The sequence below is a fragment of the Micromonospora sp. NPDC005254 genome (assembly GCF_042872525.1).
In the GTDB taxonomy this organism is placed as follows: Bacteria; Actinomycetota; Actinomycetes; order Mycobacteriales; family Micromonosporaceae; genus Micromonospora.
Genome location: NZ_JBIAKM010000002.1, coordinates 256338 through 278451 on the forward strand (window position 1 = coordinate 256338; position 22114 = coordinate 278451).

General features: G+C 70.4%; 22 protein-coding genes. 6 read left to right on the top strand and 16 right to left on the bottom strand.

Translation table 11 applies throughout. The features are described 5' to 3' along the window. Window positions 1-65: 65 nt before the first annotated feature. From ACFYPR_RS06810 to ACFYPR_RS06825, 4 genes are all read right to left on the bottom strand, one after another. Window positions 66-683, bottom strand: coding sequence for a DUF998 domain-containing protein (locus ACFYPR_RS06810; protein WP_387258903.1), 618 nt, complete (start codon window positions 681-683; stop codon window positions 66-68). 154 nt (window positions 684-837) lie between these two features. Then, entirely contained in the window at window positions 838-1170 is a 333-nt protein-coding gene (locus tag ACFYPR_RS06815; RefSeq protein WP_354853998.1) for a helix-turn-helix transcriptional regulator, read from the bottom strand. Continuing rightward, the gene (locus tag ACFYPR_RS06820; RefSeq protein WP_387258904.1) at window positions 1167-1535 is read right to left on the bottom strand and encodes a type II toxin-antitoxin system RelE/ParE family toxin; all 369 of its coding nucleotides are present in this window, start codon (window positions 1533-1535) and stop codon (window positions 1167-1169) included. Before ACFYPR_RS06820 ends, ACFYPR_RS06815 begins: the two co-directional genes overlap by 4 nt. Window positions 1536-1580: 45 nt before the next feature. After that, window positions 1581-2195, bottom strand: coding sequence for a DedA family protein (locus ACFYPR_RS06825; protein WP_354854003.1), 615 nt, complete (start codon window positions 2193-2195; stop codon window positions 1581-1583). Between the two features lie 517 nt (window positions 2196-2712). Here ACFYPR_RS06825 and thrS point away from each other — a divergent pair. Further along, complete coding sequence (gene thrS / locus ACFYPR_RS06830; RefSeq protein ID WP_387258906.1) at window positions 2713-3930, top strand: threonine--tRNA ligase; 1218 nt, start codon at window positions 2713-2715, stop codon at window positions 3928-3930. Window positions 3931-3987: 57 nt separating this feature from the next. Here the strand turns inward: thrS and ACFYPR_RS06835 are convergent, their stop codons facing one another. From ACFYPR_RS06835 to ACFYPR_RS06850, 4 genes are read right to left on the bottom strand one after another with little or no spacing between them, the layout of a single operon-like run. Beyond that, the gene (locus ACFYPR_RS06835; RefSeq protein ID WP_387258908.1) at window positions 3988-6060 is read right to left on the bottom strand and encodes an ABC transporter ATP-binding protein; all 2073 of its coding nucleotides are present in this window, start codon (window positions 6058-6060) and stop codon (window positions 3988-3990) included. Beyond that, complete coding sequence (locus ACFYPR_RS06840; RefSeq protein ID WP_354854009.1) at window positions 6057-7790, bottom strand: ABC transporter ATP-binding protein; 1734 nt, start codon at window positions 7788-7790, stop codon at window positions 6057-6059. The genes ACFYPR_RS06835 and ACFYPR_RS06840 overlap by 4 nt, the downstream gene beginning before the upstream one ends. Further along, entirely contained in the window at window positions 7784-8263 is a 480-nt protein-coding gene (locus ACFYPR_RS06845) for a MarR family transcriptional regulator (RefSeq protein WP_355062903.1), read from the bottom strand. The genes ACFYPR_RS06840 and ACFYPR_RS06845 overlap by 7 nt, the downstream gene beginning before the upstream one ends. Before the next feature lie 24 nt (window positions 8264-8287). Continuing rightward, window positions 8288-8734 (bottom strand): DoxX family membrane protein, encoded by a 447-nt coding sequence (locus tag ACFYPR_RS06850; RefSeq protein WP_355062905.1) that lies wholly within the window; start codon window positions 8732-8734, stop codon window positions 8288-8290. Window positions 8735-8817: 83 nt separating this feature from the next. Between ACFYPR_RS06850 and ACFYPR_RS06855 the strand changes: the two genes are divergently transcribed. Next, window positions 8818-9369: a TetR/AcrR family transcriptional regulator gene (locus tag ACFYPR_RS06855; RefSeq protein ID WP_354854016.1), complete on the top strand. Its 552-nt coding sequence runs from the start codon at window positions 8818-8820 to the stop codon at window positions 9367-9369. Between the two features lie 158 nt (window positions 9370-9527). On the opposite strand, the gene ACFYPR_RS06860 is transcribed toward ACFYPR_RS06855, so the two are convergent. Together ACFYPR_RS06860 and ACFYPR_RS06865 are read right to left on the bottom strand one after the other, a co-directional pair. Further along, a complete protein-coding gene (locus ACFYPR_RS06860) occupies window positions 9528-10967 on the bottom strand; it encodes a GuaB1 family IMP dehydrogenase-related protein (protein ID WP_354854018.1) in 1440 nt (479 codons plus the stop codon). A gap of 319 nt (window positions 10968-11286) precedes the next feature. Next, window positions 11287-11778, bottom strand: a complete 492-nt coding sequence (locus ACFYPR_RS06865) for a helix-turn-helix domain-containing protein (protein ID WP_354854020.1) — start codon at window positions 11776-11778, stop codon at window positions 11287-11289. Between the two features lie 92 nt (window positions 11779-11870). On the opposite strand from ACFYPR_RS06865, the gene ACFYPR_RS06870 reads away from it, so the two are divergent. After that, window positions 11871-12476: a dihydrofolate reductase family protein gene (locus ACFYPR_RS06870; RefSeq protein ID WP_354854023.1), complete on the top strand. Its 606-nt coding sequence runs from the start codon at window positions 11871-11873 to the stop codon at window positions 12474-12476. A gap of 64 nt (window positions 12477-12540) precedes the next feature. On the opposite strand, the gene ACFYPR_RS06875 is transcribed toward ACFYPR_RS06870, so the two are convergent. Then, window positions 12541-14292: a biotin carboxylase N-terminal domain-containing protein gene (locus tag ACFYPR_RS06875; RefSeq protein WP_355062907.1), complete on the bottom strand. Its 1752-nt coding sequence runs from the start codon at window positions 14290-14292 to the stop codon at window positions 12541-12543. Window positions 14293-14430: 138 nt separating this feature from the next. Between ACFYPR_RS06875 and ACFYPR_RS06880 the strand changes: the two genes are divergently transcribed. The 3 genes from ACFYPR_RS06880 (at window position 14431) to ACFYPR_RS06890 (ending at window position 16900) form a co-directional block, all read left to right on the top strand. Further along, window positions 14431-15045 carry a PadR family transcriptional regulator gene (locus ACFYPR_RS06880; protein ID WP_354854300.1) on the top strand — a complete coding sequence of 205 codons (615 nt, stop codon included), beginning with the start codon at window positions 14431-14433 and terminating at the stop codon, window positions 15043-15045. Between the two features lie 121 nt (window positions 15046-15166). Further along, window positions 15167-16126: an ATP-binding cassette domain-containing protein gene (locus tag ACFYPR_RS06885; RefSeq protein WP_355062909.1), complete on the top strand. Its 960-nt coding sequence runs from the start codon at window positions 15167-15169 to the stop codon at window positions 16124-16126. 18 nt (window positions 16127-16144) lie between these two features. Continuing rightward, on the top strand, window positions 16145-16900 hold the full coding sequence (locus ACFYPR_RS06890; protein WP_354854032.1) for an ABC transporter permease: 756 nt from the start codon (window positions 16145-16147) through the stop codon (window positions 16898-16900). Between the two features lie 205 nt (window positions 16901-17105). Here the strand turns inward: ACFYPR_RS06890 and ACFYPR_RS06895 are convergent, their stop codons facing one another. The 5 genes from ACFYPR_RS06895 to ACFYPR_RS06915 all read right to left on the bottom strand — a co-directional run bounded on the left by ACFYPR_RS06895 (window position 17106) and on the right by ACFYPR_RS06915 (window position 22083). After that, complete coding sequence (locus ACFYPR_RS06895) at window positions 17106-17759, bottom strand: O-methyltransferase (protein WP_355062911.1); 654 nt, start codon at window positions 17757-17759, stop codon at window positions 17106-17108. After that, a complete protein-coding gene (locus ACFYPR_RS06900; protein ID WP_363940578.1) occupies window positions 17756-18544 on the bottom strand; it encodes a Maf family protein in 789 nt (262 codons plus the stop codon). Before ACFYPR_RS06900 ends, ACFYPR_RS06895 begins: the two co-directional genes overlap by 4 nt. A gap of 283 nt (window positions 18545-18827) precedes the next feature. Next, window positions 18828-19991 (bottom strand): S8 family serine peptidase, encoded by a 1164-nt coding sequence (locus ACFYPR_RS06905; RefSeq protein WP_387259354.1) that lies wholly within the window; start codon window positions 19989-19991, stop codon window positions 18828-18830. Between the two features lie 1350 nt (window positions 19992-21341). Beyond that, window positions 21342-21800, bottom strand: a complete 459-nt coding sequence (locus ACFYPR_RS06910; protein ID WP_354854047.1) for a hypothetical protein — start codon at window positions 21798-21800, stop codon at window positions 21342-21344. 88 nt (window positions 21801-21888) lie between these two features. Further along, window positions 21889-22083, bottom strand: coding sequence for an acyl-CoA carboxylase subunit epsilon (locus ACFYPR_RS06915; protein WP_387258912.1), 195 nt, complete (start codon window positions 22081-22083; stop codon window positions 21889-21891). Window positions 22084-22114: the final 31 nt, after the last annotated feature.

Genomic DNA, 22114 nt, shown 5'->3' on the forward strand with positions numbered 1-22114 from the left:
GCAAGGCCGATTGGCCGGTCCCTGACGCCCACCACGCCCACCCTTCGTCGTCTCGGCGTGGGAGCTTAGACGGCGACGACCCGGGTCGATGATCCGGAGCGCGCGAGGACGAGTGCCACTGCGGTGAGCACACCGACCTCGGTGAGAATGAGCAGCCGCTCGGCCAGTCCGATCAACACGCGCTCCCCGGGGTAGGCCGACCACATCATGGCTGCGGCCAGGACGAGACTGGCCACTGCCAACCCGCGCAGCCACCGGGCGGCCGGTGTCAGCTGGTCCCGGCGGGCCAGCAGCCAGCCGCCGGCCGGCAGCGCCAGGAAGGCGACCACCGACGCGTACCGGTGGAGGTAGGCGGCGGTGGTCATGGCGGTGCCCGGCTCGTTCGTCGGCACCACGGCGGCCAGCAGCAGCCCGGCCACCCATGCCCCGAGCAGCAGATCCACCGCCCGCCCGGGCGGCGGGCCGGTGCGGCGCAGCCCGTACATCACTGCCACGGTGGCGAGCGCCAGCACGACCATGGCGACGTCGATGACGCCGCCCCGGTCGGAGACCGCGAAGTCGCTGATGGTCAACGCCCACGGGTTGAGGTCGTCGTTGACTTCGAGGTGACCGATGACGGTGAGCAGCGCCGCCACGGCGATCCCGCTGAGGGCCACCACACCGGTGTTCCGGGTTCCAGGCATGCCTCAGCCTGTCGCCGCGAACACCCCAGCCAGATCCGGGACCGTCACTGACTTGGCCCCCAAACCCCACCCCTAGAGGCCCCCGCGGCCTGTCCAAGATCTACCCGCCGAGCGTCTCGCGCTACCACTGCGGGCCGGCCTCGGTGGATCGGACCTAGGCGACGTTCAGTTGGATATTCCCGATCCGGGCGACGACGTCGAGGTGGCCGCCCAGGCCAGTGACGTATGCACGAAGGGTGTCCAGGCTGGTGTGCTCGCCGTTCTCGATCTGGCTGATCCTGGCCTGGGTCAACCCTGCGGCCTCGGCCAGTTGAGCCTGGGTCATCCCCAGGTGCTTGCGGATCTCCGCCAGTTGCGCGCCGCTGACCAGTGCCAACATATGTTCACGGTGCTGAGCCCGGCGGGCGACCCGGTCCGGATGTTCCCAGGACGGATCAAGTTCTCGAGCCCTGGCCCGGACGTCCCGCCAGTCCACTCCGTCGGTCATCTCTGTGTGTCCTTCAGCCTCGAGAGGTGCTCCTGGAATCGGTCATCCGCCAACGGGACCGCCGCCTTGTACCAACTCTGCCACTGGCCTGACTTGTCGCCAGCGACCAGGAAGACTGCTTCCCGAATCGGATCAAAAGCGAAGATCATGCGGATCTCGGTGGAACCGGCCGAGCCTGGTCTCAACTCCTTCATGTGGTGGAAGATGCTGCCTTTGAGGCGGTCGACCAGGGGGCGTCCAAGAGCGGGGCCGTGTTCGTCGAGGAGGTCGATGGCCTCGCTGACGAGGTCGGCGCTGGCAGGTTCCGTCTCGCAGAGGTGGAGAAACCACTTCTCGACCTCGGGATGAAGTTTGACCTCCCACATGGCGTCAATATAAGTCCAGCTTATACTCGACCAGTCTCGCGACACTCAGTCGAGCGGGACTTCGGCGGCGGTGCGGGCGTGGCGGGCGCTGACCAGGGTCATCGCCCATCCGGCTGCGGCGAAGCCGGCCGCCGCGGCGGTGGCGATGATGGCCAGCCGCCAGGCCGACTCGGTCAGCGCGGTGCCGCCCAGGTGCCCGACCAGCGCCCCGTAGGTGGCCCAGCCCAGCGCTGCGATCGTCTCGTAGAGCGCGAACAGCCGGTACGGATACCGGCTGCGGCCGGCCGAGAAGCAGGCCGCCATGCGCCCGCCGGGCACGAACCGGCAGAGCAGAATGACCAGCGGGCCGGGTTGGCGTAATCCCTGCGTGACCCGGCTCGCCATCCGGCGGGCCCGGCTGGGTTCGGCGTGCCGGGGCGCCCGCCGGTCCGGTGCGCCACGCCCGAGCAGGTAGCAGGCGAGGTCTCCGGCGAACACGCCGAGCGCGCCGACGGCGATGGTGACCGGCAGGCTGAGGCCGCCATACACGGTCAGCGCGCCGCTGGTGATCATGACGATCTGGGTGGGGATCACCGGCACGAAGGCGTCCGCGATCAGCAGGCCGAGCAGCACCAGGTACGCCCACGTCGGCGACGCGACGTCAGTCAGTAGTTCGGGCACGCCTGCCACCTCGCCGGATGCGGCCGATTGGGTGTCTCGAGCCTGACGGCGTGTCCGGCGTCACCGTGGACAGCCCCGTCCCGTCGTGACCGTCGACACCACGGGGCCACCCCGTTCCAACGAGGCGAACCGCCCTCGGGTGACGGCTCGGCGGCTGTCCCACGGCGGCCCGAGGCGGTCGGCGGATCGGCGTCCCTCGGCGTACCGTGGGCGGCGCGGCCCAGCACGTCGGGTCCCCCGTTCCTGACGATTCGGGTCGCCCAGGGCCGCCGGCGGGTCCCGCGCCGGCGGCCCGTCCCCTCTCCCACCGCCGCAAATCCGGGTGCGTCCTCGACCGCCCGAGGAATAACGTCGCCGTATGCGCAGCGCGGTAGTGATGACGACGACGCCGGGTGTCCCCGGCGTGCCGCTCTGACGTAACCACCGTCGACCAGGCCCCGGGGCGATCCGCCCCGAGGGCCGCGCGGCGTTCGGTGTCCAGGTCGCCTCCGGGTCGTCCCCGATCCAGGAGCCCGACATGATCGACCACCGCAAGCTCGGCCGTGAGCTGGAGCTGTTCGTCTCCGATCCGCTGGCCGGCGCCGGCCTGCCCATCTGGCTGCCGGCCGGCGCCGCCGCCCGGCACGCCGTCGAGGAGTACGTCCGGGACCTGGAGCGTCGCTCCGGCCATCAGCACGTCTACTCGCCGCCGCTGGGCAAGCGCGAACTCTTCGAACTCTCCGGCCACCTGGGCTACTTCGCCGACGACATGTTCCCGCCGATGCGGCTCAGCGCCGACGACGAGTTCGTGCTCCGCCCGGCGCTCTGCCCGCACCACGCGCTGGTGTTCCGCGCCCGAGGCCGCTCCTACCGGGAGTTGCCGCTGCGGATCGCGGAGCTGGGCGGGATGTACCGCTCGGAGCGCTCCGGCGTGCTCGGCGGGCTGTCCCGGGTACGTGCCATCTCGCTCAACGACGCGCACACCTTCTGCGCCCCGGACCAGGTCGGCGCGGAGGTCGTCGAGATCCTCCGGCTGATGCGCGCGGCGCACGCCGCGCTCGGCGTCCGCCCGGCGGGGTTCCGGCTGTCGCTGCGCGGGCCGGGCGGGAAGTACGTCGGCGACGACGCCCAGTGGGCCCGCGCCCAGGACCTGCTCCGCGGCGCGCTGGCCGGGGTGGAGTACGTCGAGGCCCCCGGGGAGGCCGCCTTCTACGGCCCGAAGATCGACATTCAGATCGTCGACGCGGCCGGCCGCGAGTCGACCATCTCCACCATCCAGGTGGACTTCGACAAACCGGAGAAGTTCGACCTGTCGTACACCGATTCCGACGGCAGCAGGCGTCGGCCGGTCCTGCTGCACCGCAGCCTGGTCGGCAGCATGGAGCGGCTGTTCGCGTACCTCATCGAGGTGCACGAGGGCGCGTTCCCGGCCTGGTACGCGCCCGTCCAGTTGGTGTTGCTGCCGGTGGACGACGGGCAGGCCGACGCGGCGGCGGAACTGGCCCGGCGGGCCGTCGAGGCCGGCCTGCGGGTCGAGGTCGACACCGCCGGCTCGCTGGGCGCCCGGGTACGGGACGCGACCCGCCGCCGCGTCCCGTACCTCGGGGTGCTGGGTGCCCGGGAGGCGGCCGACGGCGCACTCGCGCTGCGCCTGCGCGACGGCCGCTCCCTGGCCCCGATGCCCGCCGCCGCCGTGCTCGCCCTGATCGGCCGGCAGGTCGCCGGCCGCGCCGCCGACCTGCTCCCGGCGGACTGATCCGCCCACCGGGCTGAGGTGGACCGTCGATCGTGTGGCGCGCACGGCGGTCCGCCCTCAGACCGACGCCGGCTGGGCCCCGGCGGGCGCGGCTGGTTCCTCGTCGACCGCGGCGCCGGTGAACTGCGAGCGGTAGAGCCGGTGGTACGCGCCGTGGGCGGCGAGCAACTGCTCGTGGGTGCCCTGCTCGACGATGCGGCCGTTCTCCATCATCAGGATCAGGTCGGCGTCGCGGATGGTGGAGAGCCGGTGCGCGATGACGAAGCTGGTCCGGTCCGAGCGCAGCGCCGCCATCGCCCGCTGGAGCAGCACCTCGGTGCGGGTGTCCACCGAGCTGGTCGCCTCGTCCAGGATCAGCAGGGACGGCTCGGCGAGGAACGCCCGGGCGATGGTGATGAGCTGCTTCTCGCCGGCGCTGACATTGCTGCCCTCCTCGTCGATGACCGTGTCGTAGCCGTCCGGAAGGCTGCGCACGAACCGGTCCACGAAGGTGGCCCGGGCCGCGGCGATGATCTCCTCCTCGGTCGCGTCCGGCCGGCCGTACGCGATGTTGTCGCGGATGGTGCCGCCGAAGAGCCAGGTGTCCTGCAGCACCATGCCGATCCGTCCGCGCAGGTCGTCGCGGCGCATCGTGGTGATGTCCACCCCGTCGAGGGTGATCCGGCCGGCGTCCAGCTCGTAGAACCGCATGATCAGGTTGACCAGGGTGGTCTTGCCGGCGCCGGTCGGGCCGACGATGGCCACCGTGTGCCCGGGCTCGGCGACCAGCGACAGGTCGTCGATCAGCGGCTTGTCCGGCGTGTACCGGAAGGAGACGTGCTCGAACTCGACCCGGCCGTGCGGGTCGACGACCCGGGTCGGCTGGGCCGGGTCGGGGCTCTGCTCGTCGGCGTCGAGCACCGCGAAGACCCGCTCGGCCGACGCCACCCCGGACTGGAGCAGGTTCGCCATCGAGGCGAGCTGGGTCAGCGGTTGGGTGAACTGGCGGGAGTACTGGATGAACGCCTGCACGTCGCCCAGGCTCATCGTCCCGGAGGCCACCCGCAGTCCGCCGACCACGGCGATGGCCACGTAGCTCAGGTTCCCGATGAACATCATCGACGGCATGATGATCCCGGAGATGAACTGGGCGCCGAAGCTGGCTCGGAACAGCTCCTCGTTCTTCGCGTGGAACGCGGCCTCCACCTCGCGCTGCCGGCCGAAGACCTTCACCAGCTCGTGACCGGTGTACGCCTCCTCGATCTGGCCGTTCAGCTCGCCGGTGTGCTTCCACTGTGCGATGAACTGCTTCTGCGAGCGCTTGGCGATGCGCTGGGTGACCAGCACCGACAGCGGGACGGCGACCAGAGCCACCAGGGCCAGCAGCGGGGAGATCCAGAACATCACGGCCAGCACGCCGATGACGGTCAGCAGCGAGGTGAGCAGCTGGCTCAAGGTCTGCTGGAGGCTCGTCGAGATGTTGTCGATGTCGTTGGTGACCCGGCTGAGCAGCTCACCGCGGGGCTGCCGGTCGAAGTAGGGCAGCGGCAGCCGGTTGAGCTTCTCCTCCACCTCGGCGCGCAGCCGCAGCACGGTGCGCTGCACCACCCCGTTGAGCAGCCAGCCCTGCCACCACGACAGCACGCTCGCCGCCAGGTAGAGCCCGAGCGCCAACAGCAGCACCCGGCCCAGGGCGCCGAAGTCGATGCCCACTCCGGGCACCACGTCCATCCGGGCCAGCATGTCGGCGAAGCTCTCGTTGCCGCTGGCCCGCGCCGCCGCGACGGCCTGTTCGGTGGTCGTGCCCGGGGCCAGTCGCCGACCGATCACCCCACTGAAGATCAGGTCGGTGGCGTGGCCGAGGATCTTCGGGCCGGCCACGCTGAACCCGACGCTCACCACGGCGAGGGTGATGATCGCGGTCAGGTGCAGCCGGTGCGGGCGCAGCCGGCCGAGCAGCCGTCGGGCCGACGGCCCGAAGTTCATCGACTTCTCGGCGGGCATCCCCGCGCTCATCCAGGGCGGGCCGCCAGCCGGCCGGCCGGCCGGCAGCCGCTTCGGCGTCGCCGCGCCGCCGCCGGGTTGCTGCGTGTCACCGCCCGGCTTCTGACTGGGTACGGTCGCGGTCCGCGACTCGTCGGGCTCGCTCATGCCGCCACCTCCGCCGTCTGCTGGGAAGCCACGATCTCGGCGTACGTCGGGCAGGTCTGCACCAACTCCGCATGTCGTCCCACTCCGACGACCCCTCCGTTCTCGAGCACGATGATCTGGTCGGCGTCGACGATCGTGGACACCCGCTGGGCCACGATCACCACTGCCGACTGCGCGGTGACCGGGCGCAGTGCCGCCCGCAGCCGCGCGTCGGTGCCGAGGTCGAGCGCCGAGAACGAGTCGTCGAAGAGGTAGATCTCCGGCTGCCGGACCAGGGCCCGGGCGATGGCCAGGCGTTGCCGCTGCCCACCGGAGACGGTGCTGCCGCCCTGGGCGATCGGCGCGTCCAGGCCGCCGGGCATCTGGGCCACGAAGTCGCGGGCCTGCGCGATCTCCAGCGCCGCCCACAGTTCCTCGTCGGTGGCGTCCGGGTTGCCGTAGCGCAGGTTGCTGGCGACCGTGCCGGTGAACAGGTACGGCCGCTGCGGCACCAGGCCGATGCGTCGCCACAGCTCGTCCGGTTCCAATTCGCGGACGTCCACCCCGTCGACCAGCACCGCGCCGCCGGTGACGTCGACCAGGCGGGGTACGAGCGACAGCAGTGTCGTCTTGCCCGCGCCGGTGCTGCCGATGATCGCGGTGGTGGTGCCCGCGGTGGCCGTGAAGGAGATGTCGCGCAGCACCGGCTCGACCGCGCCCGGGTACTGGAAGCGCACCCCGCGCAGCTCCAGCTCGGCCCGGGTGGGCAGTTCGGTGACCGGCGCGGCGGCGGGGACCACCGAGGAGTCGGTGTCCAGCACCTCCACGATCCGCTCGGCACAGACCGCGGCCCGGGGCACCATCATCAGCATGAACGTGGCCATCATCACGGCCATCAGGATCTGCATCAGGTACTGCAGGAACGCGGTGAGCGCGCCGATCTCGATCGCGCCCGAGTCGACCCGCTGCGCGCCGAACCAGAGCACCGCCACGCTGGACACGTTCAGCACCAGCATGACCACCGGGAAGATCAACGCCATCAGCCGTCCGGTACGCAGGGCGGTGGCGGTCAGGTCGGCATTGGCGACACCGAAGCGGTCCGTCTCGTACGGCTCGCGGACGAAGGCGCGGACCACTCGGATACCGGTGATCTGCTCACGTAGCACCCGGTTGACCGTGTCGATCCGGGTCTGCATCAGCCGGAAGCCCGGCACCATCCGCCGGATGATCGCGCTCAGCGCGACGGCCAGCACCGGCACGCTGACCAGCATCAGCCAGGAGAGCCCGATGTCCTCACGCAGCGCCATGAAGACGCCGCCGACGCTCATGATCGGCGCGGCGACCAGCATGGTGCAGCTCATCAGCACGAGCATCTGCACCTGTTGCACGTCGTTGGTGTTGCGGGTGATCAGCGACGGTGCGCCGAACCGGGCCACCTCACGGGCGGAGAAGAGGTTGACGTGCGCGAACAGCCGGGCGCGGACGTCCCGGCCGAAGCCCATCGCGGTCCGGGCGCCGAGGTAGACGGCGGCGATCGAGCAGACGATCTGGACCAGGCTGACCAGCAGCATCCAGCCGCCGGTGTGCACGATGTAGTCGGTGTCGCCCCGGGCCACGCCCTTGTCGATGATGTCGGCGTTGAGGCTGGGCAGGTAGAGCGAGGCCATGGTGCCCACGAACTGGAGCAGCACCACCGCCAGCAGCGGTCGCTGGTACGGGCGCAGTTGACCGCGCAGCAGTCGGATCAGCATGACGGTTCCTCCACGTCGGTGGGTCGTCCGGTCCGCGGGTCGTGGCCGCCGCCGATGACTTCGAGTAGGAACTCCCGGATCACCTGGGCCTTCGCCGGATCGGCGTCGACCGAGGTGAGCGGGCGTCCGGAGTGCATGAGAGCGCCGAGGGCCGCGACCCGCTCCCGGCCGGCGGGGGTGAGGGCGAGTCGGATGCTGCGCCGGTCGCTGTCGTCGCGCTGCCGCTCGACCAGGCCGTCGCGTTCGAGGGTGTCGACGATGCCGGTCAGGGTGGCCGGGCGGACGAATCCCTTCTCGGCCACCTGGCGGTGGGGCAGCTCGCCGTGGCGGGCGAGCGTCATCAGGGTGATCATGCCGGCCTGGGTGAGGCCGTGCTCCTCGGCGAGGTAGCGGTTCCACCGTTGCCCGACGAGGTGCCCGGCCACCACCAGCAGCCGACCGAGCGGCACATCTTGAAGGGTGACGAGTTCCACGGGAGTAGATTAGCCACCTGATAGTCAGGGGCCAAACGAAATAGCCGCAGCCGTGGCGACGAACACGAGTTGCAGGACGGTCCGCTGCCCGAGCGGGGTGACCGGGCGTCCGGCGAGGGTCAGCCTCCTGCGCGCGGCCGAGACGTTGGCCGGGAACATCGCGAGCATGAGCAGGCCGAGCCCGGCCGCGGCCAGCCGGGCGGTCGCCGGGATCAGCAGCCCGACGGCGCCGACCAGCTCCAGTGCGCCGGTGACGGTGACCAGCAGATCCGGCCGGGGAAGGCCGGGCGGGACCATCGCGATCAGGCCGGCCCGGCGCTGGCCGACGAAGTGCGCGAGGCCGGTCACCAGGAACAGCAGTGCCAGCCCGACCCGTAGCGCGGGATGCCAGCCGTCGAGTACGGCGACGCCGGCCAGGCCGGCCAGTCGGGCCAGGGCGGTGCCGACCACGAGCGCGATCAGGGGTGCCATCGAATCCTCCTCGGCGCAATCTTGTCGATGACAAGATTGCGCGACGGAGTGGCATCTTGTCAATGGCAAGATAGGATCCGGGCATGACCGAGACGCGCGGCTACCACCACGGCGACCTCCGTCGCACCCTGCTCGCGGCGGCGCTCGACGCGATCGAGGAGGTCGGGCCAGCCGCGTTGAGCCTGCGCGACCTCGCGCGTCGGGCCGGTGTCTCGCACGCCGCGCCCGCCCACCACTTCGGCGACAAGGCCGGCCTGCTCACCGCCCTCGCCGCTCAGGGCTTCGACCTGCTGGCCCAGACGTTGAGCGTGGCGGGAGACGACCTGTTGGCCGCCGGAGTCGCGTACGTCGACTTCGCCGTCGGGCACCGCGCGCACTTCGAGGTGATGTTCCGGCCCGAGCTGTACCGGGCCGACGACGCGGAGCTGATCGCCGCCCGGGAGCGCGCCGGCGCCGCCCTGCGTTCCGGAGTCGCCGCACTGCCAACCGGAGGCGACGCCGACCGGGACGCCCTCGCCGCCTGGTCGATCGCCCACGGCTTCGCAACCCTCTGGCTGGCCAACGCCCTCCCCGACCGGGTAGGCGACAACCCGAGCGAGGCGGCCCGCCAGGTCCTGAGCCGCCTAACCCCCTAACCCCAGCCCCCGCCGCCGCCCCCGCCGGCCTCTCCGCCCCCGCCCCCGCCCCCCTCGGTTGATCATGAAGTTATTGCCCCGACACGCCGATGCGGGAGGCAATAACTTCATGATCAACGGGGTGGGGCGTGGGTGGGGTGGGGGTGTGGGGTGTGGGGTTACCAGCTTGTGGGGAGGGGCATTCCTTCGGTGAAGCCGGCGGCGCTCTGCACGCCGACGATCGCTCGTTCGTGGAACTGCGTCAGGTCCCGCGCTCCGGCGTAGGTGAAGGCGCTGCGTACCCCGGCGATGATCTCGTCGATCAGATCCTCGACGCCGGGCCGGGTCGGGTCCAGATACATCCGCGCCGAGGAGATGCCCTCCTCGAACACCGCCTTGCGGGCCCGGTCGTACGGGCTGTCGTCGGCGGTACGGGCGCTTACCGCCCGCGCCGAGGCCATCCCGAAGCTCTCCTTGTACCGCCGACCGTCCGGTTCGGTGTAGAGGTCACCCGGGGACTCGTAGGTGCCGGCGAACCAGGAGCCGATCATCACGTTCGACGCGCCGGCGGCGAGCGCGAGCGCCACGTCGCGAGGGTGTCGCACCCCGCCGTCGGCCCAGACGTGCCGGCCCAGCTGACGGGCCGCCGTCGAGCAGTCCAGCACGGCGGAGAACTGCGGCCGGCCCACGCCGGTCATCATCCGGGTGGTGCACATCGCGCCCGGCCCGACACCCACCTTGATGATGTCCGCGCCGGCCTCGACCAGGTCGCGTACCCCCTCGGCGGTGACCACGTTGCCGGCCGCCACCGGAACGCCCGGGTCCAGCTTGCGCACCGCCCGCAACGCCGAGATCATCCGCTCCTGGTGGCCGTGCGCGGTGTCCACGACCAGTGTGTCCACACCTGCCTCCAGCAGCGCGGCGGCCTTGCCGGTCACGTCACCGTTGATCCCGACCGCCGCGGCGATACGCAGTCGCCCCCGGTCGTCCACCGCCGGTGTGTAGAGGGTGGCCCGCAGCGCGCCCTGCCGGGTCAGCACGCCGACCAGCCGACCGTCGGCGTCCACCACCGGGGCGAGCCGGCGCCGGCCGGCGGAGAGCAGATCGAAGCCGGTACGCGGGTCCGCGTCCGCCGGGACGGTGTGCAGCTCGGTGGACATCACGTGCCGCAGCTGGGCGAACCGGTCCACGCCCGTGGTGTCCGCCTCGGTGACCACGCCCATCGGCCGACCGGCCTCGTCGACCACGATCACCGCGCCGTGCGACCGCTTCGGCAGGAGGTGGATGGCGTCCCCGACGGTCTCGGTGGGGCCCAGGGTGATGGGTGTGTCGTAGACCAGGTGCCGCTGCTTGACCCAGGCGACGACGTTCGCGACGACCTCGATCGGGATGTCCTGCGGGATCACGGCGATCGCGCCCCGCCGGGCCACCGTCTCGGCCATCCGCCGCCCGGCGACCGCCGTCATGTTCGACACCACCAGCGGGATGGTGGTGCCGGTGCCGTCACCGGTGGACAGGTCGACGTCCAGCCGGGAGCCGAGGTCGGAGCGGGCCGGCGCCATGAAGACGTCGGTATAGGTCAGGTCGTGCGCGGGAACCGCGCCGTGAAGGAAGCGCACCCGAACATCATTCCTGCTCGCGCCCACTCCCGCCGCCGCTGGTGGCCCAAACCACCCCCACCGCCCGGTCCTGTGCGGCGGGTCACCAGCCGACGGTGTCGGCCGTCGCGCGCGCCGGCACCGCCGTGGGCTGCGGTCCGTCGCGCGCGCCCGCGCCGCCGTGGGCTGCGGTCCGTCGGGTACGCCGGCGCCGTCGTGGGCCCGGCCCGCCGCTTACGCCGGCACCGCCGTGGGCCCGGCACCGTCGTGGGCCGGTCCGTCGTGGGCCGGTCCGTCGTGGGCCGGTCCGTCGCGAAGCGGGCGGTCCCGGCGGATCGGGTCAGTCGCGGGTGGCTGCCTCGTAGGCCGAGCGAAGCTCGTCGACCGCTCGTCGGGCGTGCGGGTCGGGCCGGGGGACGCCGAGGTGCACCTCGCGTAGGTCGTCCATGAAGCGGGTGAGCAGTTCCGGGCCGCCGTCGCGGAGCAGTTCGGCGCGCACCCGCAGGCGACGGTCGCCACCGCGATGGGCCAGCCCCCACGAGCCGAGCGCTGCCATGATCGGCACTGTCTGAATGCCCGCCTCGGTGAGTGAGTAGGCGGCCCGCTGCCCCCGTCGGGCGTCCTCACGGGTGAGCAGGCCCGCGGCGGTGAGGCGCCGCAGGCGGCTGCTGAGAATGTTCGGCGCGATGCCCTCCTCACTGCCAGCGAGCAGCTCGCGGAAGTGCCGCCGATTGCCGAACATGATGTCCCGAAGAACGAGCATCACCCACGGATCGCCCAGGACCTCGACCGCCTGATTGATCGGGCAACCCGAGCGTGGCGCCGAATCCATCAAGCCCTCCTCGCAAGTGATTGCATCTTGCTATCACCTCATCCTAGGGTAGGTCGAAGCAGTTGCATATCGCTATCACTGAGGGAGGGTCCATGTCGGGGCGATTCGTGTACTGGATGAACGTGTCCGCCGATCTGTTGATCGAGCGTGCTCATGGCGAGCAGGGCGGCGGCACCTGGATGCGCATCGGGGAGTCACTGCACCACGAGTTCAACGCGCGGGCGCGGGCGCTGTCGCTCATGGTCCAGGGGCGCACGATCTACGAGACGATGGAGGGATTCTGGCCGGCAGCGCGCGACGACGACTCGTCGCCCGGCTACCTGCGCGAGTACGGCGAGATCTGGACCTCGAAGCCCAAGGTGCTGGTCTCCCGCACGCGTACCAGCGCCGAGCACAACACCGAGATCATCGGCGGCGACGATGCCGTCGGCGAGCTCGCGGAGCTACGGCGGCGCACCGACGGTGACATCGGCGTCGGTGGCGCCACACTGGCTACGGCGCTGCTCCGGGCAGGGCTGCTCGACGAGCTGCTGCTCTTCACGCACCCCGTCATCCTCGGTACCGGCCGCCCACTGTTCGACAGCCACGACGAGCCGCTGGAGCTGGACCTGCTGGAGCAGGCGCGCTTCGACGAGGGCGTCACTCTCCATCGATACGCCGTCCGGAACGTGCGCACGCCGCTGCCGCAGACCGCGTAACCGACTCCGCGCCGAGCCAGCCCCGCGGCTGCCTCGCCAGCAACAGGGGTCTCGCGCTCGCCCCTCAGGCGATGGTGCAGATGGCGGCGCCGGCGGTGATCACGGCACCGACCTCGGCGGTGAGCCCGCTGACCGTACCCGCCTTGTGGGCGTGCAACGGCTGCTCCATCTTCATCGCCTCGAGCACCACCACCAGGTCGCCTTCGGCCACCGTGTCGCCCTCGGCGACCGCGATCTTGACGATGGTGCCCTGCATGGGAGAGGTGAGCGCGTCGCCACCGACCGGGGCGCCCGCCTTGGCCCCGCCTCCGCGCCGGGTCGGCTTACGGGAGGCGGGTGCCGCGGTGGTCGTACTCCCGCCGAAGCCGGCGGGGAGGCTGACCTCGAGGCGCTTGCCGCCGACCTCGACCACGACGGTGTCGCGTTCGGCCGGCGCCTCGGCGGCGCTGGCGGCGGCGGCGAACGGCGGCACGGTGTTGTGGAACTCGGTCTCGATCCACCGGGTGTGCACGGTGAACGGTTCGGCGGTGAACGCCTCGTCCCGCACGACCAGGCGGTGGAACGGCAGCGCGGTGGCCATCCCGTCGAGGACCATCTCGTCCAGCGCGCGGCGGGCGCGTTCCAACGCTTCGGTCCGCGTCTCACCGACGATGATGACCTTGGCGAGCAGCGAGTCGAAGTTGCCGCCGATCACGTCGCCGGCTGAGATGCCGGCGTCCACCCGGACGCCCGGGCCGCTGGGCAGGCGCAGCGTGGTGACGGTGCCCGGCGCGGGCAGGAAGTTGCGGCCCGGGTCCTCGCCGTTGATCCGGAACTCGATGGCGTGCCCGCGCGGCGTCGGGTCCTCGGTGATCCGCAGCTTCTCGCCGTCGGCGATCCGGAACTGCTCCCGGACCAGGTCGATGCCGGCGGTCTCCTCGGTGACCGGGTGCTCGACCTGAAGTCGGGTGTTGACCTCCAGGAAGGAGATCGTGCCGTCCTTGCCGACCAGGTACTCCACAGTGCCGGCGCCGTGGTAGCCGGCCTCCCGGCAGATCGCCTTGGCGCTGTCGTGGATCTGGGCACGCTGGGCGTCGGTGAGGAACGGCGCGGGGGCCTCCTCCACGAGCTTCTGGTGCCGCCGCTGCAACGAGCAGTCCCGGGTGCCCACCACGATCACGTTGCCGTGCTGGTCGGCGAGGACCTGCGCCTCGACGTGCCGGGGCTGGTCCAGGTAGCGCTCGACGAAGCACTCGCCCCGGCCGAACGCCGCGACCGCCTCGCGGGTGGCCGACTCGAAGAGCTGGGGGATCTCCTCCATGGTCCGGGCGACCTTGAGGCCGCGTCCACCACCGCCGAACGCGGCCTTGATGGCGACCGGCAGCCCGTGGTCGACGGCGAACGCCATCACCTCGTCCGGGCTGCCCACCGGGTCCGGCGTGCCGGGGACCAGCGGAGCGCCGGCGCGCTGGGCGATGTGCCGGGCGGTCACCTTGTCGCCCAGGTCGCGAATCGCCTGCGGGGTGGGGCCGATCCAGGTCAACCCCGCGTCGATGACCGCCTGGGCGAAGTCGGCGTTCTCACTGAGGAAGCCGTAACCCGGGTGTACGGCGTCGGCGCCGGCCCGGGCGGCGACGTCGAGCAGCTTGTCGATGCGCAGGTACGTGTCGGTCGCGCTGTCCCCGCCGAGCGCGTACGCCTCGTCCGCGAGCGTGGCGTGCAGGGCGTCCCGGTCGGAGTCCGCGTACACGGCGACGCTGCCGAGGCCGGCGTCGCGGCAGGCGCGGATGACCCGGACGGCGATCTCGCCGCGGTTGGCGATGAGTACCTTGCGCACCTCGTGGCTCCTCCCGGGAAGTTACTGACCGGGAGTGTATCGGCCACCCGTGATGGCCCTAACGATCGCTCAGTGTGGGATGTGGCACTGACCTTAGTCAAACTTGGCTATTACGCTTGTGTGGTGTCTGCGACTCGGATGATGATTCTCGGCCTGGTGCGGTGGATGCAGCCCGTGCACGGCTACGACGTGCGCCGCGAGCTGCTGAGCTGGAGCGCCGACAAGTGGGCGAACGTGCAGCCCGGCTCGATCTACCACGCGCTGCGCAAGCTCACCGAGGAAGGGCTGCTCCGTGCCGTCGCCACCGAGCAGGTCGGCGCCCGTCCGGCCCGGACCACCTACGAGGTGACCCCCAAGGGCGAGGACGAGTTCGAGACGCTGCTGCGCAACTTCTGGTGGAACCTCAGCGAGCCGTCCGACCCCTTCGCGGTGGCCTTCTCCTTCCTGCCCGCCATGCCGCGCGCGGAGGCCGCCGCGGCCCTGCGCAACCGGGCCAATCTGCTGCGCGCCGGTGTCGAGTCGATGCGTGCCTCCCTGGAGTCGGACTGGGTGCGAAACCGCAAGCCGGTGCACGTGGGGTGGATGTTCGAGCTGTGGGCGGTGCGGGCGGAGGCGGAGATGGGGTGGTGCGACCGGATCGCGGAGCGGATCGACTCTGGAGTGTCGTACCTGCCTGCTGAGCTGGAGAACGTCGAGGGCTGGTCGGGGTGGAAAGAGCGCCAGGAGTCGAGGCCGCCGACCGAGGCGGAATAATCAACGTTGACTAAAAGAGTTATATCGCGTTAGCCTGCTGGCGGCACAGCGGGGGAGTGCGCCGTCCGGCGTCGTCCCACTCGACGGCCGGCACGGCCGGCCCGACCGACCAGGAGCAGAAATGATCGAGACCAGGGGGCTGCGGAAGTCGTTCCGCTCCCGCGCGGGTCGAGAGACGAAGACGGTGGACGCCGTGCGGGGCGTCAACCTCCAGGTCGCCGAGGGCGAGATCTTCGGCTTCCTCGGCCCCAACGGCGCCGGCAAGACCACCACGCTGCGGATGCTCGCCACGCTGATCGAGCCCGACGGCGGCGAGGCCACCATCGCCGGGGCCGACCTGCGCAAGGATCCGGCCGAGGTCCGCCGCCGGATCGGGTACGTCCCGCAGGGCGGCAGCACGTGGGACGAGTCCACCGCCCGTGAGGAACTGGTCCTGCACGCCCGGATGTACGGCATCGGCAAGGCCGACGCGCAGCAGCGCGCCGCCCGCGCGCTGGACGCCTTCCAGCTCACCGAGTACGCCGACCGCAAGTGCAAGACCTACTCCGGCGGCCAGCGCCGGCGGGTCGAGATCGCGCTCGGCATCATCCACGAGCCGAAGATCGTCTTCCTGGACGAGCCGACCACCGGCCTCGACCCGCAGAGCCGCGCCCACATGTGGGACGAGATCCGGCGACTGCGCAGCGACGGAATGACGGTCTTCATCACCACGCACTACCTGGACGAGGCCGACGCGCTCTGCGACCGCATCGCGATCATGGACAACGGCGAAGTCGTCGCCGAGGGCACCCCGGCCGAACTCAAGCGGGAGATCTCCGGCGACGTCGTGCTCGTCGGTCTCGACCTGGCCGCCACCCCGCAGGCCGCCCAGGCGCTCGACGGCGAGCCGTACGTCAACAAGCTGGAGACCGCCGACGAGGGCGGCCTGCGGCTCTACGTCGACGAGGGCGCCACCGCCATTCCCCAGGTGCTGCGCCGACTCGACCACGCCGGGCTGGAACTGCGCTCGATCGAGCTGCACCGGCCCAGCCTGGACGACGTCTTCCTGACCAAGACCGGCCGCTCGCTGCGCGAGTCCTGACCACCGGAGAGACGACCGATGAAATTCGCCCGCGACACGTGGCTGATCTTCCAACGGCAGATCCAGCTCCTGCTGCGCAACCCGGTCTGGGTCTTCGTCGGCGTGTTCCAGCCGGTGATGTACCTGCTGCTCTTCGCCCCGCTGCTCAAGCCGGCCCTGAACGCGCCCACCCAGGCCGCCGCCTACAAGATCTTCGTGCCGGGTCTGCTGGTGCTGCTGGCCATCTTCGGCGGCCTGTTCCAGGGCTTCGGCCTGATCGCCGAGCTGCGCGCCGGCGTCATCGAACGGTCCCGGGTCACCCCGATCAGCCGGCTCGCCCTGCTGCTCGGCCGCTCGCTGCGCGACGTGGTCTCGCTCATCGTGCAGGCGGTCATCATCACCCTGCTGGCGCTCCTGTTCGACCTGCGGGTGTTCATCGGTGACCTGCTGCTGGCGTACCTCATGCTCGCCCTCATCGCGCTCATGACCTCGGCCGTCTCGTACGGCGTCGCACTCAAGGTCAAGAGCGAGGACGCGCTGGCCCCACTGATGAACACCGTGGCGCAGCCGGTGCTGCTGCTCTCCGGCATCCTGCTGCCGCTGACCTTCGCACCGGGCTGGTTGCAGGGCATCGCCGACTGGAACCCGTTCTCCTGGGCGGTCGACGGCACGCGCGCGCTGTTCGCCGGCGACCTGGCCAGCGACAAGGTCTGGCAGGGCCTCACCATCACGGCGGTCCTCGCCGCGCTGGGGGTCTTCTGGGCCGCCCGCCAGTTCGCCCGCAGCGTCCGCTGACGCTGGCTTCGGGGTGCCCCCTCCTGAGGGGGCACCCCGAATTCGTGCTGTCGGCGCTGCGCGTTCGGTGGGCTGCCGGCGTTTCGTCGGCGTTCAGCAGTGGCGGCGTTCAGCGGTGGCGGCGTTCTGCGGTGGCGGCGCTGAGCGGTGGGGGCGTTCTGCGGTGGCGGCGCTGAGCGGTGGCGGCGGTCAGCGGTGGGGGCGGTCAGCGCACCCGGGCGAGGGTGAGGCCATCCGCGATCGGCAGCATCACCGGGTCGACCCGTACGTCGGCGAGCACCTCGTCGTTGAAGGCGGCGATCGCCCGGTCGTTGGCGTCCCGTGGGGCGATCACCCGCCCGCCGCGCAGCACGTTGTCGACGGCGATCACCCCGCCCGGCCGCATCCGGGGCACCAGCTCGGCCCAGTAGACCGGGTACCCGGTCTTGTCCGCGTCGATGAACGCGAAGTCCAGGTGACGCTCGTGCGGCAACTCCCGCAGCGTCTCGCCGGCCGGGCCGATCCGCAGGTCGATGCGGTCCTGCACGCCGGCGCGGGCCCAGTAACGCCGGGCGATGCCGGTGAACTCCTCGGAGATGTCGAAGCAGGTCAGCCTCCCGCCCTCGGGCAACCCCCGGGCGATGGCCAGCGCCGACAGGCCGGTGAACGTGCCAACCTCGACGGCCTGCCGTACGTCCAGCAGCCGGGTCAGGAACGTCAGGAACGCGGCCTGCTCCGGCGCCACCTGCATGGAGGCGTGCTCGGGCAGCACCGACCGGGTCTCCTCGGCCAGATCCTGGATGATCTCGTCCGGTGGGGCGCCGTGCGCGACCAGGTAGGCGTGCAACTCGTCGGTGAGCGGGATCGACTTCGTGGTCATGAGCGGACGTTACCCAGCGGCTCGACCGATTGGCCGCCCGGCGCGACCTTTGTCCACAGGTCCGTGATCTGCAGCCCCAGTTCGGCGAGGAGCCGACGCAGCAGCGGCATCGACAATCCGACCACGGTCCCCGGGTCGCCCTCGATCCGTTCCACGAATGGCCCGCCCAACCCGTCGATCGTGAACGCGCCGGCCACCGCCAGCGGCTCACCGGTGGCGACGTAGGCGGCGATCTCGTCGTCGCTGATGTCCGCAAAATGGACGGTCGTCGAGGCAACCGCCTCGGCGCGCCGCCCGCTGACACCGTCGATCAGACAGTGCCCGCTGTGCAGGACACCGCTGCGCCCCCGCATCCGCAGCCAACGCGCGGTGGCGTCCGCCGGATCCGCCGGCTTGCCGAGGATCTGCCCGTCGAACGCGAGCACCGAGTCACAGCCGATGATCAGGGTCCGCTGACTGGTGCCTGCTTCCGTGCTGGTGCCTTCGTCCGTGCCTGTGCCGGCGTTCGTGCCTGCGCTGGTGCCTGTGCCTGCGTCCGTGCCCGTGCCTGCGCTGGTGCCGACTGGCGCGGTTGCCGTGGCGGCCGGGCTCAGCCGGCTCAGCACTGCCTCTGCCTTGAGCCGAGCCAACTCCAGACACAGGTCCTCGGCCCGATCGGTCACCACCAGGGATTCGTCCACCCCGCTGACCAGCACGTCCGGCTCAATGCCGGCGGCCTGGAGAGACTTACGACGGGCAGGGCTGGCCGAGGCGAGCACGAGGCGGAGCGGCAGAGAATCAGACACCAGCCCGACGTTACCGGCTCACCACCCACCACACCGGTCCACCCGGCCGCGCCGCTCTCGACGCCGTGCCCGTCAGGCCCACCTGGCCCCGCGCCCTTGATCCACTCCACATCACCGACATCGGCCGATCAATCAGCCACAAAAGCCCCACATCGCCGATATGAAGTCGATCAGCCTGTCGGCACCACCGTGATCGACTCGACTTCATGGATATCGGGGTATCCCGCTCGCCCGGACACCCCGATATCAAGGATCCCGAGTCGATCAACGCGCCCCGGCTCGATCAGCGACTGATTCTGGGCGGCGGATCATCACCGCGCCGCCGACGCCGCGCCACCAGCGCCCATCCGACCCCGACGGCCACGATCACGGCGAGAGTGGCCAGGCCGCGAGCTGTCGCGCCATCACCGCCCTCACCAGGCCGATCGCCCGCCGCCGCGGTCGAGCCAGTCGCGGCCGGAGCGCTCACCGACTCAAACCCCAACGGGGGTACGTCTGCCGTCAGCGCTGCCACAAGATCGATCACGCCATACCCGTACTCGTCGTCCCGGCCTGGCGGACCCTTGTCGATGGCCGTGGCCGTAAGCCGATGGGCTACCTCCTGGGCCGGCAGGTAGGGATACTTCGACCTGATCAACGCCGCCGCCCCAGCGACAATCGCCGTCGCGTCGGAAGTGCCTGTGCCTTTGCGGTACTTGCCGTTAATGCTCGTGCTGTAAATGTCGACCGCAGGCGCAACCACATCGATCTCGGGCCCGGTTACGGAGATTTCGGCATGATTCCCGCCTCGATCAATGCCGCCAACGGCAATTACCCCTGGGTACGAGGCTGGGAAGCTGACATGGTGATCGCGTGGCCTATTGCCTGCCGCTGCAACAATTAGAATATCCGCTCTTGTTGCAGCCTCCACGGCTCGCTGCAAATTCGGACTTGGTCCAGAAACCGAAGCAACGCTAATTATATCTGCCCCTCTTGTAGAGGCATATTCTATAGCGGAGGCAAGATTGTCGCTGTCGCCTTGCTCGTCCAAGACTTGGATGCGGATAGGAAGGATGTGGGATGCTGGGGCAATCCCGAGTGCCCCCGAATCTCCGCCGCGCCCATGTGCCGCGATGAGGCCAGCCATGCCGGTGCCGTGGCTGCTCGTATCTACTCGTCCGTCGCCGGTGCCCCCCGAGGCGATGTCGCTTCCACTCAGCAAATTTCGTTGCAGATCCGGGTGTTTATCTACGCCCGTATCTGGCACGGCGACCGTAACTCCGCTTCCGCGGCTGATTTTCTGGGCATCCAGGGCACGGAGATAGGCCAGATGCCATTGATCATCGCGAATAAGATTAAGCCCGTCAGGTGTGGGCGCGGCCTGAGCAGGCGGCGAGGGCTGCAGCAGGCTGACCGTGATGCTTAAGCCAAATAAAATTCGGCAAGCAGCACGCGGCCTACCTGTCAAAGCCAATGGCCGGTCCGGGATCGATCGGGTTGTCCGTGTCGGGCGGCCGGACCACCGGGTCAACACCCTGGTCTGTCTCCCATGGATGATCGGGGTCCCAAGGGCGCGTTTCGCGGCGGTCTTCCCGAGGAAACTGACGAGGTGCGCCACCAGGTGCAGGATTGGAATTGGGTGCGCCGCCTAAGGGGGGAAATCCGTGTGGAAGGCCAAGAGTTCTTCCGGCACTTGGCCGAGAACCAGCTCCGCCTGTCGGCCCGGTGCCAGCGCCCCCGCCTCCTATCACCCCGCCGATCGGGTTAACGCGACGAGGTGAACTGCCGGCAGGTGGCTGTCCGATGCCGGCTGTGGGGCCTCCTCCGATCAAACCACCGGGTGGCATGGGACGTGGCTGCGCAGTCGAAGGCGTATGGGGCGGAGTGGCATTGCTTCCCGGGCGATTCAGCGGATAATTGCCGGAGTTAGGCACGGGCAAGCCGGGGATTGGCAGTGAGCCAGACCGTAGCGGTGGGATAGCAAGTCCAGGTGTCGGGCTTGGCTGCGTATGAGCCGTCGGTATCGGACCTGGACTAGTCATTCCCGGAAGGCTGGTTAGTGCAGTGCTCGCCGCCCCCAGCACTGGCCCAGCGACGGGAGTTGTTGATGTAACGACAGGATTTCGAGATGTGTGGGACACCGCCACAGAAGGCGCTGGCGCAGGCACTGCCACGATGGGGGGAATAACTGGGGCGGAAACTCCGCCGTACACATCTGAATTCGCCTGGTCGGCGACGGGCTTAGCTCTTGGCGGCGGCGGGGGTTTTTGGAGGGTGGCTTGGGCTTGTTGGAGTTCGCCGCTGAGGTTGAACATCATGGCCTGCGCCTGCACGTTCAGCCGTTCCAAGTCGCTGTCCGTCACCGGTGACTCGACAACCCGACTACCCATGATCGCTTTGGGGTCGGCGGCTGTGGCGTCGTACGCCTGCTTCTGCTGGAGCTTGGTCGCGTACTCCTCGTGGATTTTGCGAAGCTCGGCGCGGGTGGTGCCGATGGCCTGGGTGGCGGCGGACAGCGCGGTGTAGTTCGCGGCGGCCGCGTCGTGTGTGTGCCGCACCTTGGCGATCAGGTCGTCGAGTTGGGCGAGGTACGTGCCGGAGGCGGCGCTGGTTTCCGGGGGCCACGCTTCGGCGAGCCCGCGCCGGTACTCCTGGAGCCGGCCGAGGTGGATCTGGGCCAGGTCGCAGACCTTGCGCCACCCAGCGACCTGTTTCCAGTGGTTGGTGGTGTCGTGGTCCTGGAGGCACGCCCACATGTTGTTGACGTCCATCAGGTGCCAGTCGGTCTGGCCGGAGGTGCGGCCCCCACCTCGTTCGATCATGGCAGGACCACCGGCCTCTGGCTCTCGGGACCGGTGGGGTCGGTCAGCGTCGGCGTCCGGCCGCCGGGCAGAACGGTGCCGGGGTCGGCGAGGGCCCGCTGAACGTCCACGGCGCGGGCGGCGGAGAAGGCGTCGCTGTCGGCGTACTGGGTGGCGACCCGGTCGGCGACGGCGGCGAGGTGGCCGGTTGCGCCCCGGACGGCGTACACCATGTCGGCGGTGGCCTGCTGCGTCTCGTGGTGGGCGTGCAGGAAGGTGACCAGCTCGATGAACGCGTCGCAGGGGTTGGGCACCTTCGCGGACATGTCGTCGGCGATGTACGACAGGTGGGGCGCGTAGTTGCGTTCGACCTCGGCGGCGAGCCGGTCGGCGAACTCGCGGAGCTGGCGGATGTCGGCCTCGATGCCGCCGTAGCTGTGCAGCCAGGGCGCCGGCTGGTCCTCTTCGGGGATCATCGATCCTCCCTATCCGTCACGGCACCGTTTCCCTGAGTGAGGTTAACGGCTGGACGCCCACTCTGGCAGCCCCCGCGTGGCGGGTCGGTCAGCGGGGAAGGCCGGAGGCGCGCCAGGTGTCGGGGCGGGCCGGTCGGCCGCTGCGGGCCCACGCGGACGCGGTCAGTGGCGCGGGGGCGGCGGCCGGGCGGGACCGCACGATGACCGCACCAACCAGAGCGGCCAACTCCTCGGCGGTGGGCACGCCGCGAACGACCCGGAACAGCGGCTCTTCGGCAGACATGCCGCCAGGGTACGCGGCTCGAAGTCACGGG

Bases quoted from the DNA above. Each gene is read 5' to 3' on its own strand.
- ACFYPR_RS06810 (WP_387258903.1), bottom strand. From the start codon at position 683: ATGCCTGGAACCCGGAACACCGGTGTGGTGGCCCTCAGCGGGATCGCC.
- ACFYPR_RS06815 (WP_354853998.1), bottom strand. From the start codon at position 1,170: ATGACCGACGGAGTGGACTGGCGGGACGTCCGGGCCAGGGCTCGAGAA.
- ACFYPR_RS06820 (WP_387258904.1), bottom strand. From the start codon at position 1,535: ATGTGGGAGGTCAAACTTCATCCCGAGGTCGAGAAGTGGTTTCTCCAC.
- thrS (WP_387258906.1), top strand. From the start codon at position 2,713: ATGATCGACCACCGCAAGCTCGGCCGTGAGCTGGAGCTGTTCGTCTCC.
- ACFYPR_RS06835 (WP_387258908.1), bottom strand. From the start codon at position 6,060: ATGAGCGAGCCCGACGAGTCGCGGACCGCGACCGTACCCAGTCAGAAG.
- ACFYPR_RS06840 (WP_354854009.1), bottom strand. From the start codon at position 7,790: ATGCTGATCCGACTGCTGCGCGGTCAACTGCGCCCGTACCAGCGACCG.
- ACFYPR_RS06850 (WP_355062905.1), bottom strand. From the start codon at position 8,734: ATGGCACCCCTGATCGCGCTCGTGGTCGGCACCGCCCTGGCCCGACTG.
- ACFYPR_RS06855 (WP_354854016.1), top strand. From the start codon at position 8,818: ATGACCGAGACGCGCGGCTACCACCACGGCGACCTCCGTCGCACCCTG.
- ACFYPR_RS06865 (WP_354854020.1), bottom strand. From the start codon at position 11,778: ATGGATTCGGCGCCACGCTCGGGTTGCCCGATCAATCAGGCGGTCGAG.
- ACFYPR_RS06870 (WP_354854023.1), top strand. From the start codon at position 11,871: ATGTCGGGGCGATTCGTGTACTGGATGAACGTGTCCGCCGATCTGTTG.
- ACFYPR_RS06880 (WP_354854300.1), top strand. From the start codon at position 14,431: ATGATGATTCTCGGCCTGGTGCGGTGGATGCAGCCCGTGCACGGCTAC.
- ACFYPR_RS06885 (WP_355062909.1), top strand. From the start codon at position 15,167: ATGATCGAGACCAGGGGGCTGCGGAAGTCGTTCCGCTCCCGCGCGGGT.
- ACFYPR_RS06890 (WP_354854032.1), top strand. From the start codon at position 16,145: ATGAAATTCGCCCGCGACACGTGGCTGATCTTCCAACGGCAGATCCAG.
- ACFYPR_RS06895 (WP_355062911.1), bottom strand. From the start codon at position 17,759: ATGACCACGAAGTCGATCCCGCTCACCGACGAGTTGCACGCCTACCTG.
- ACFYPR_RS06910 (WP_354854047.1), bottom strand. From the start codon at position 21,800: ATGATCCCCGAAGAGGACCAGCCGGCGCCCTGGCTGCACAGCTACGGC.
- ACFYPR_RS06915 (WP_387258912.1), bottom strand. From the start codon at position 22,083: ATGTCTGCCGAAGAGCCGCTGTTCCGGGTCGTTCGCGGCGTGCCCACC.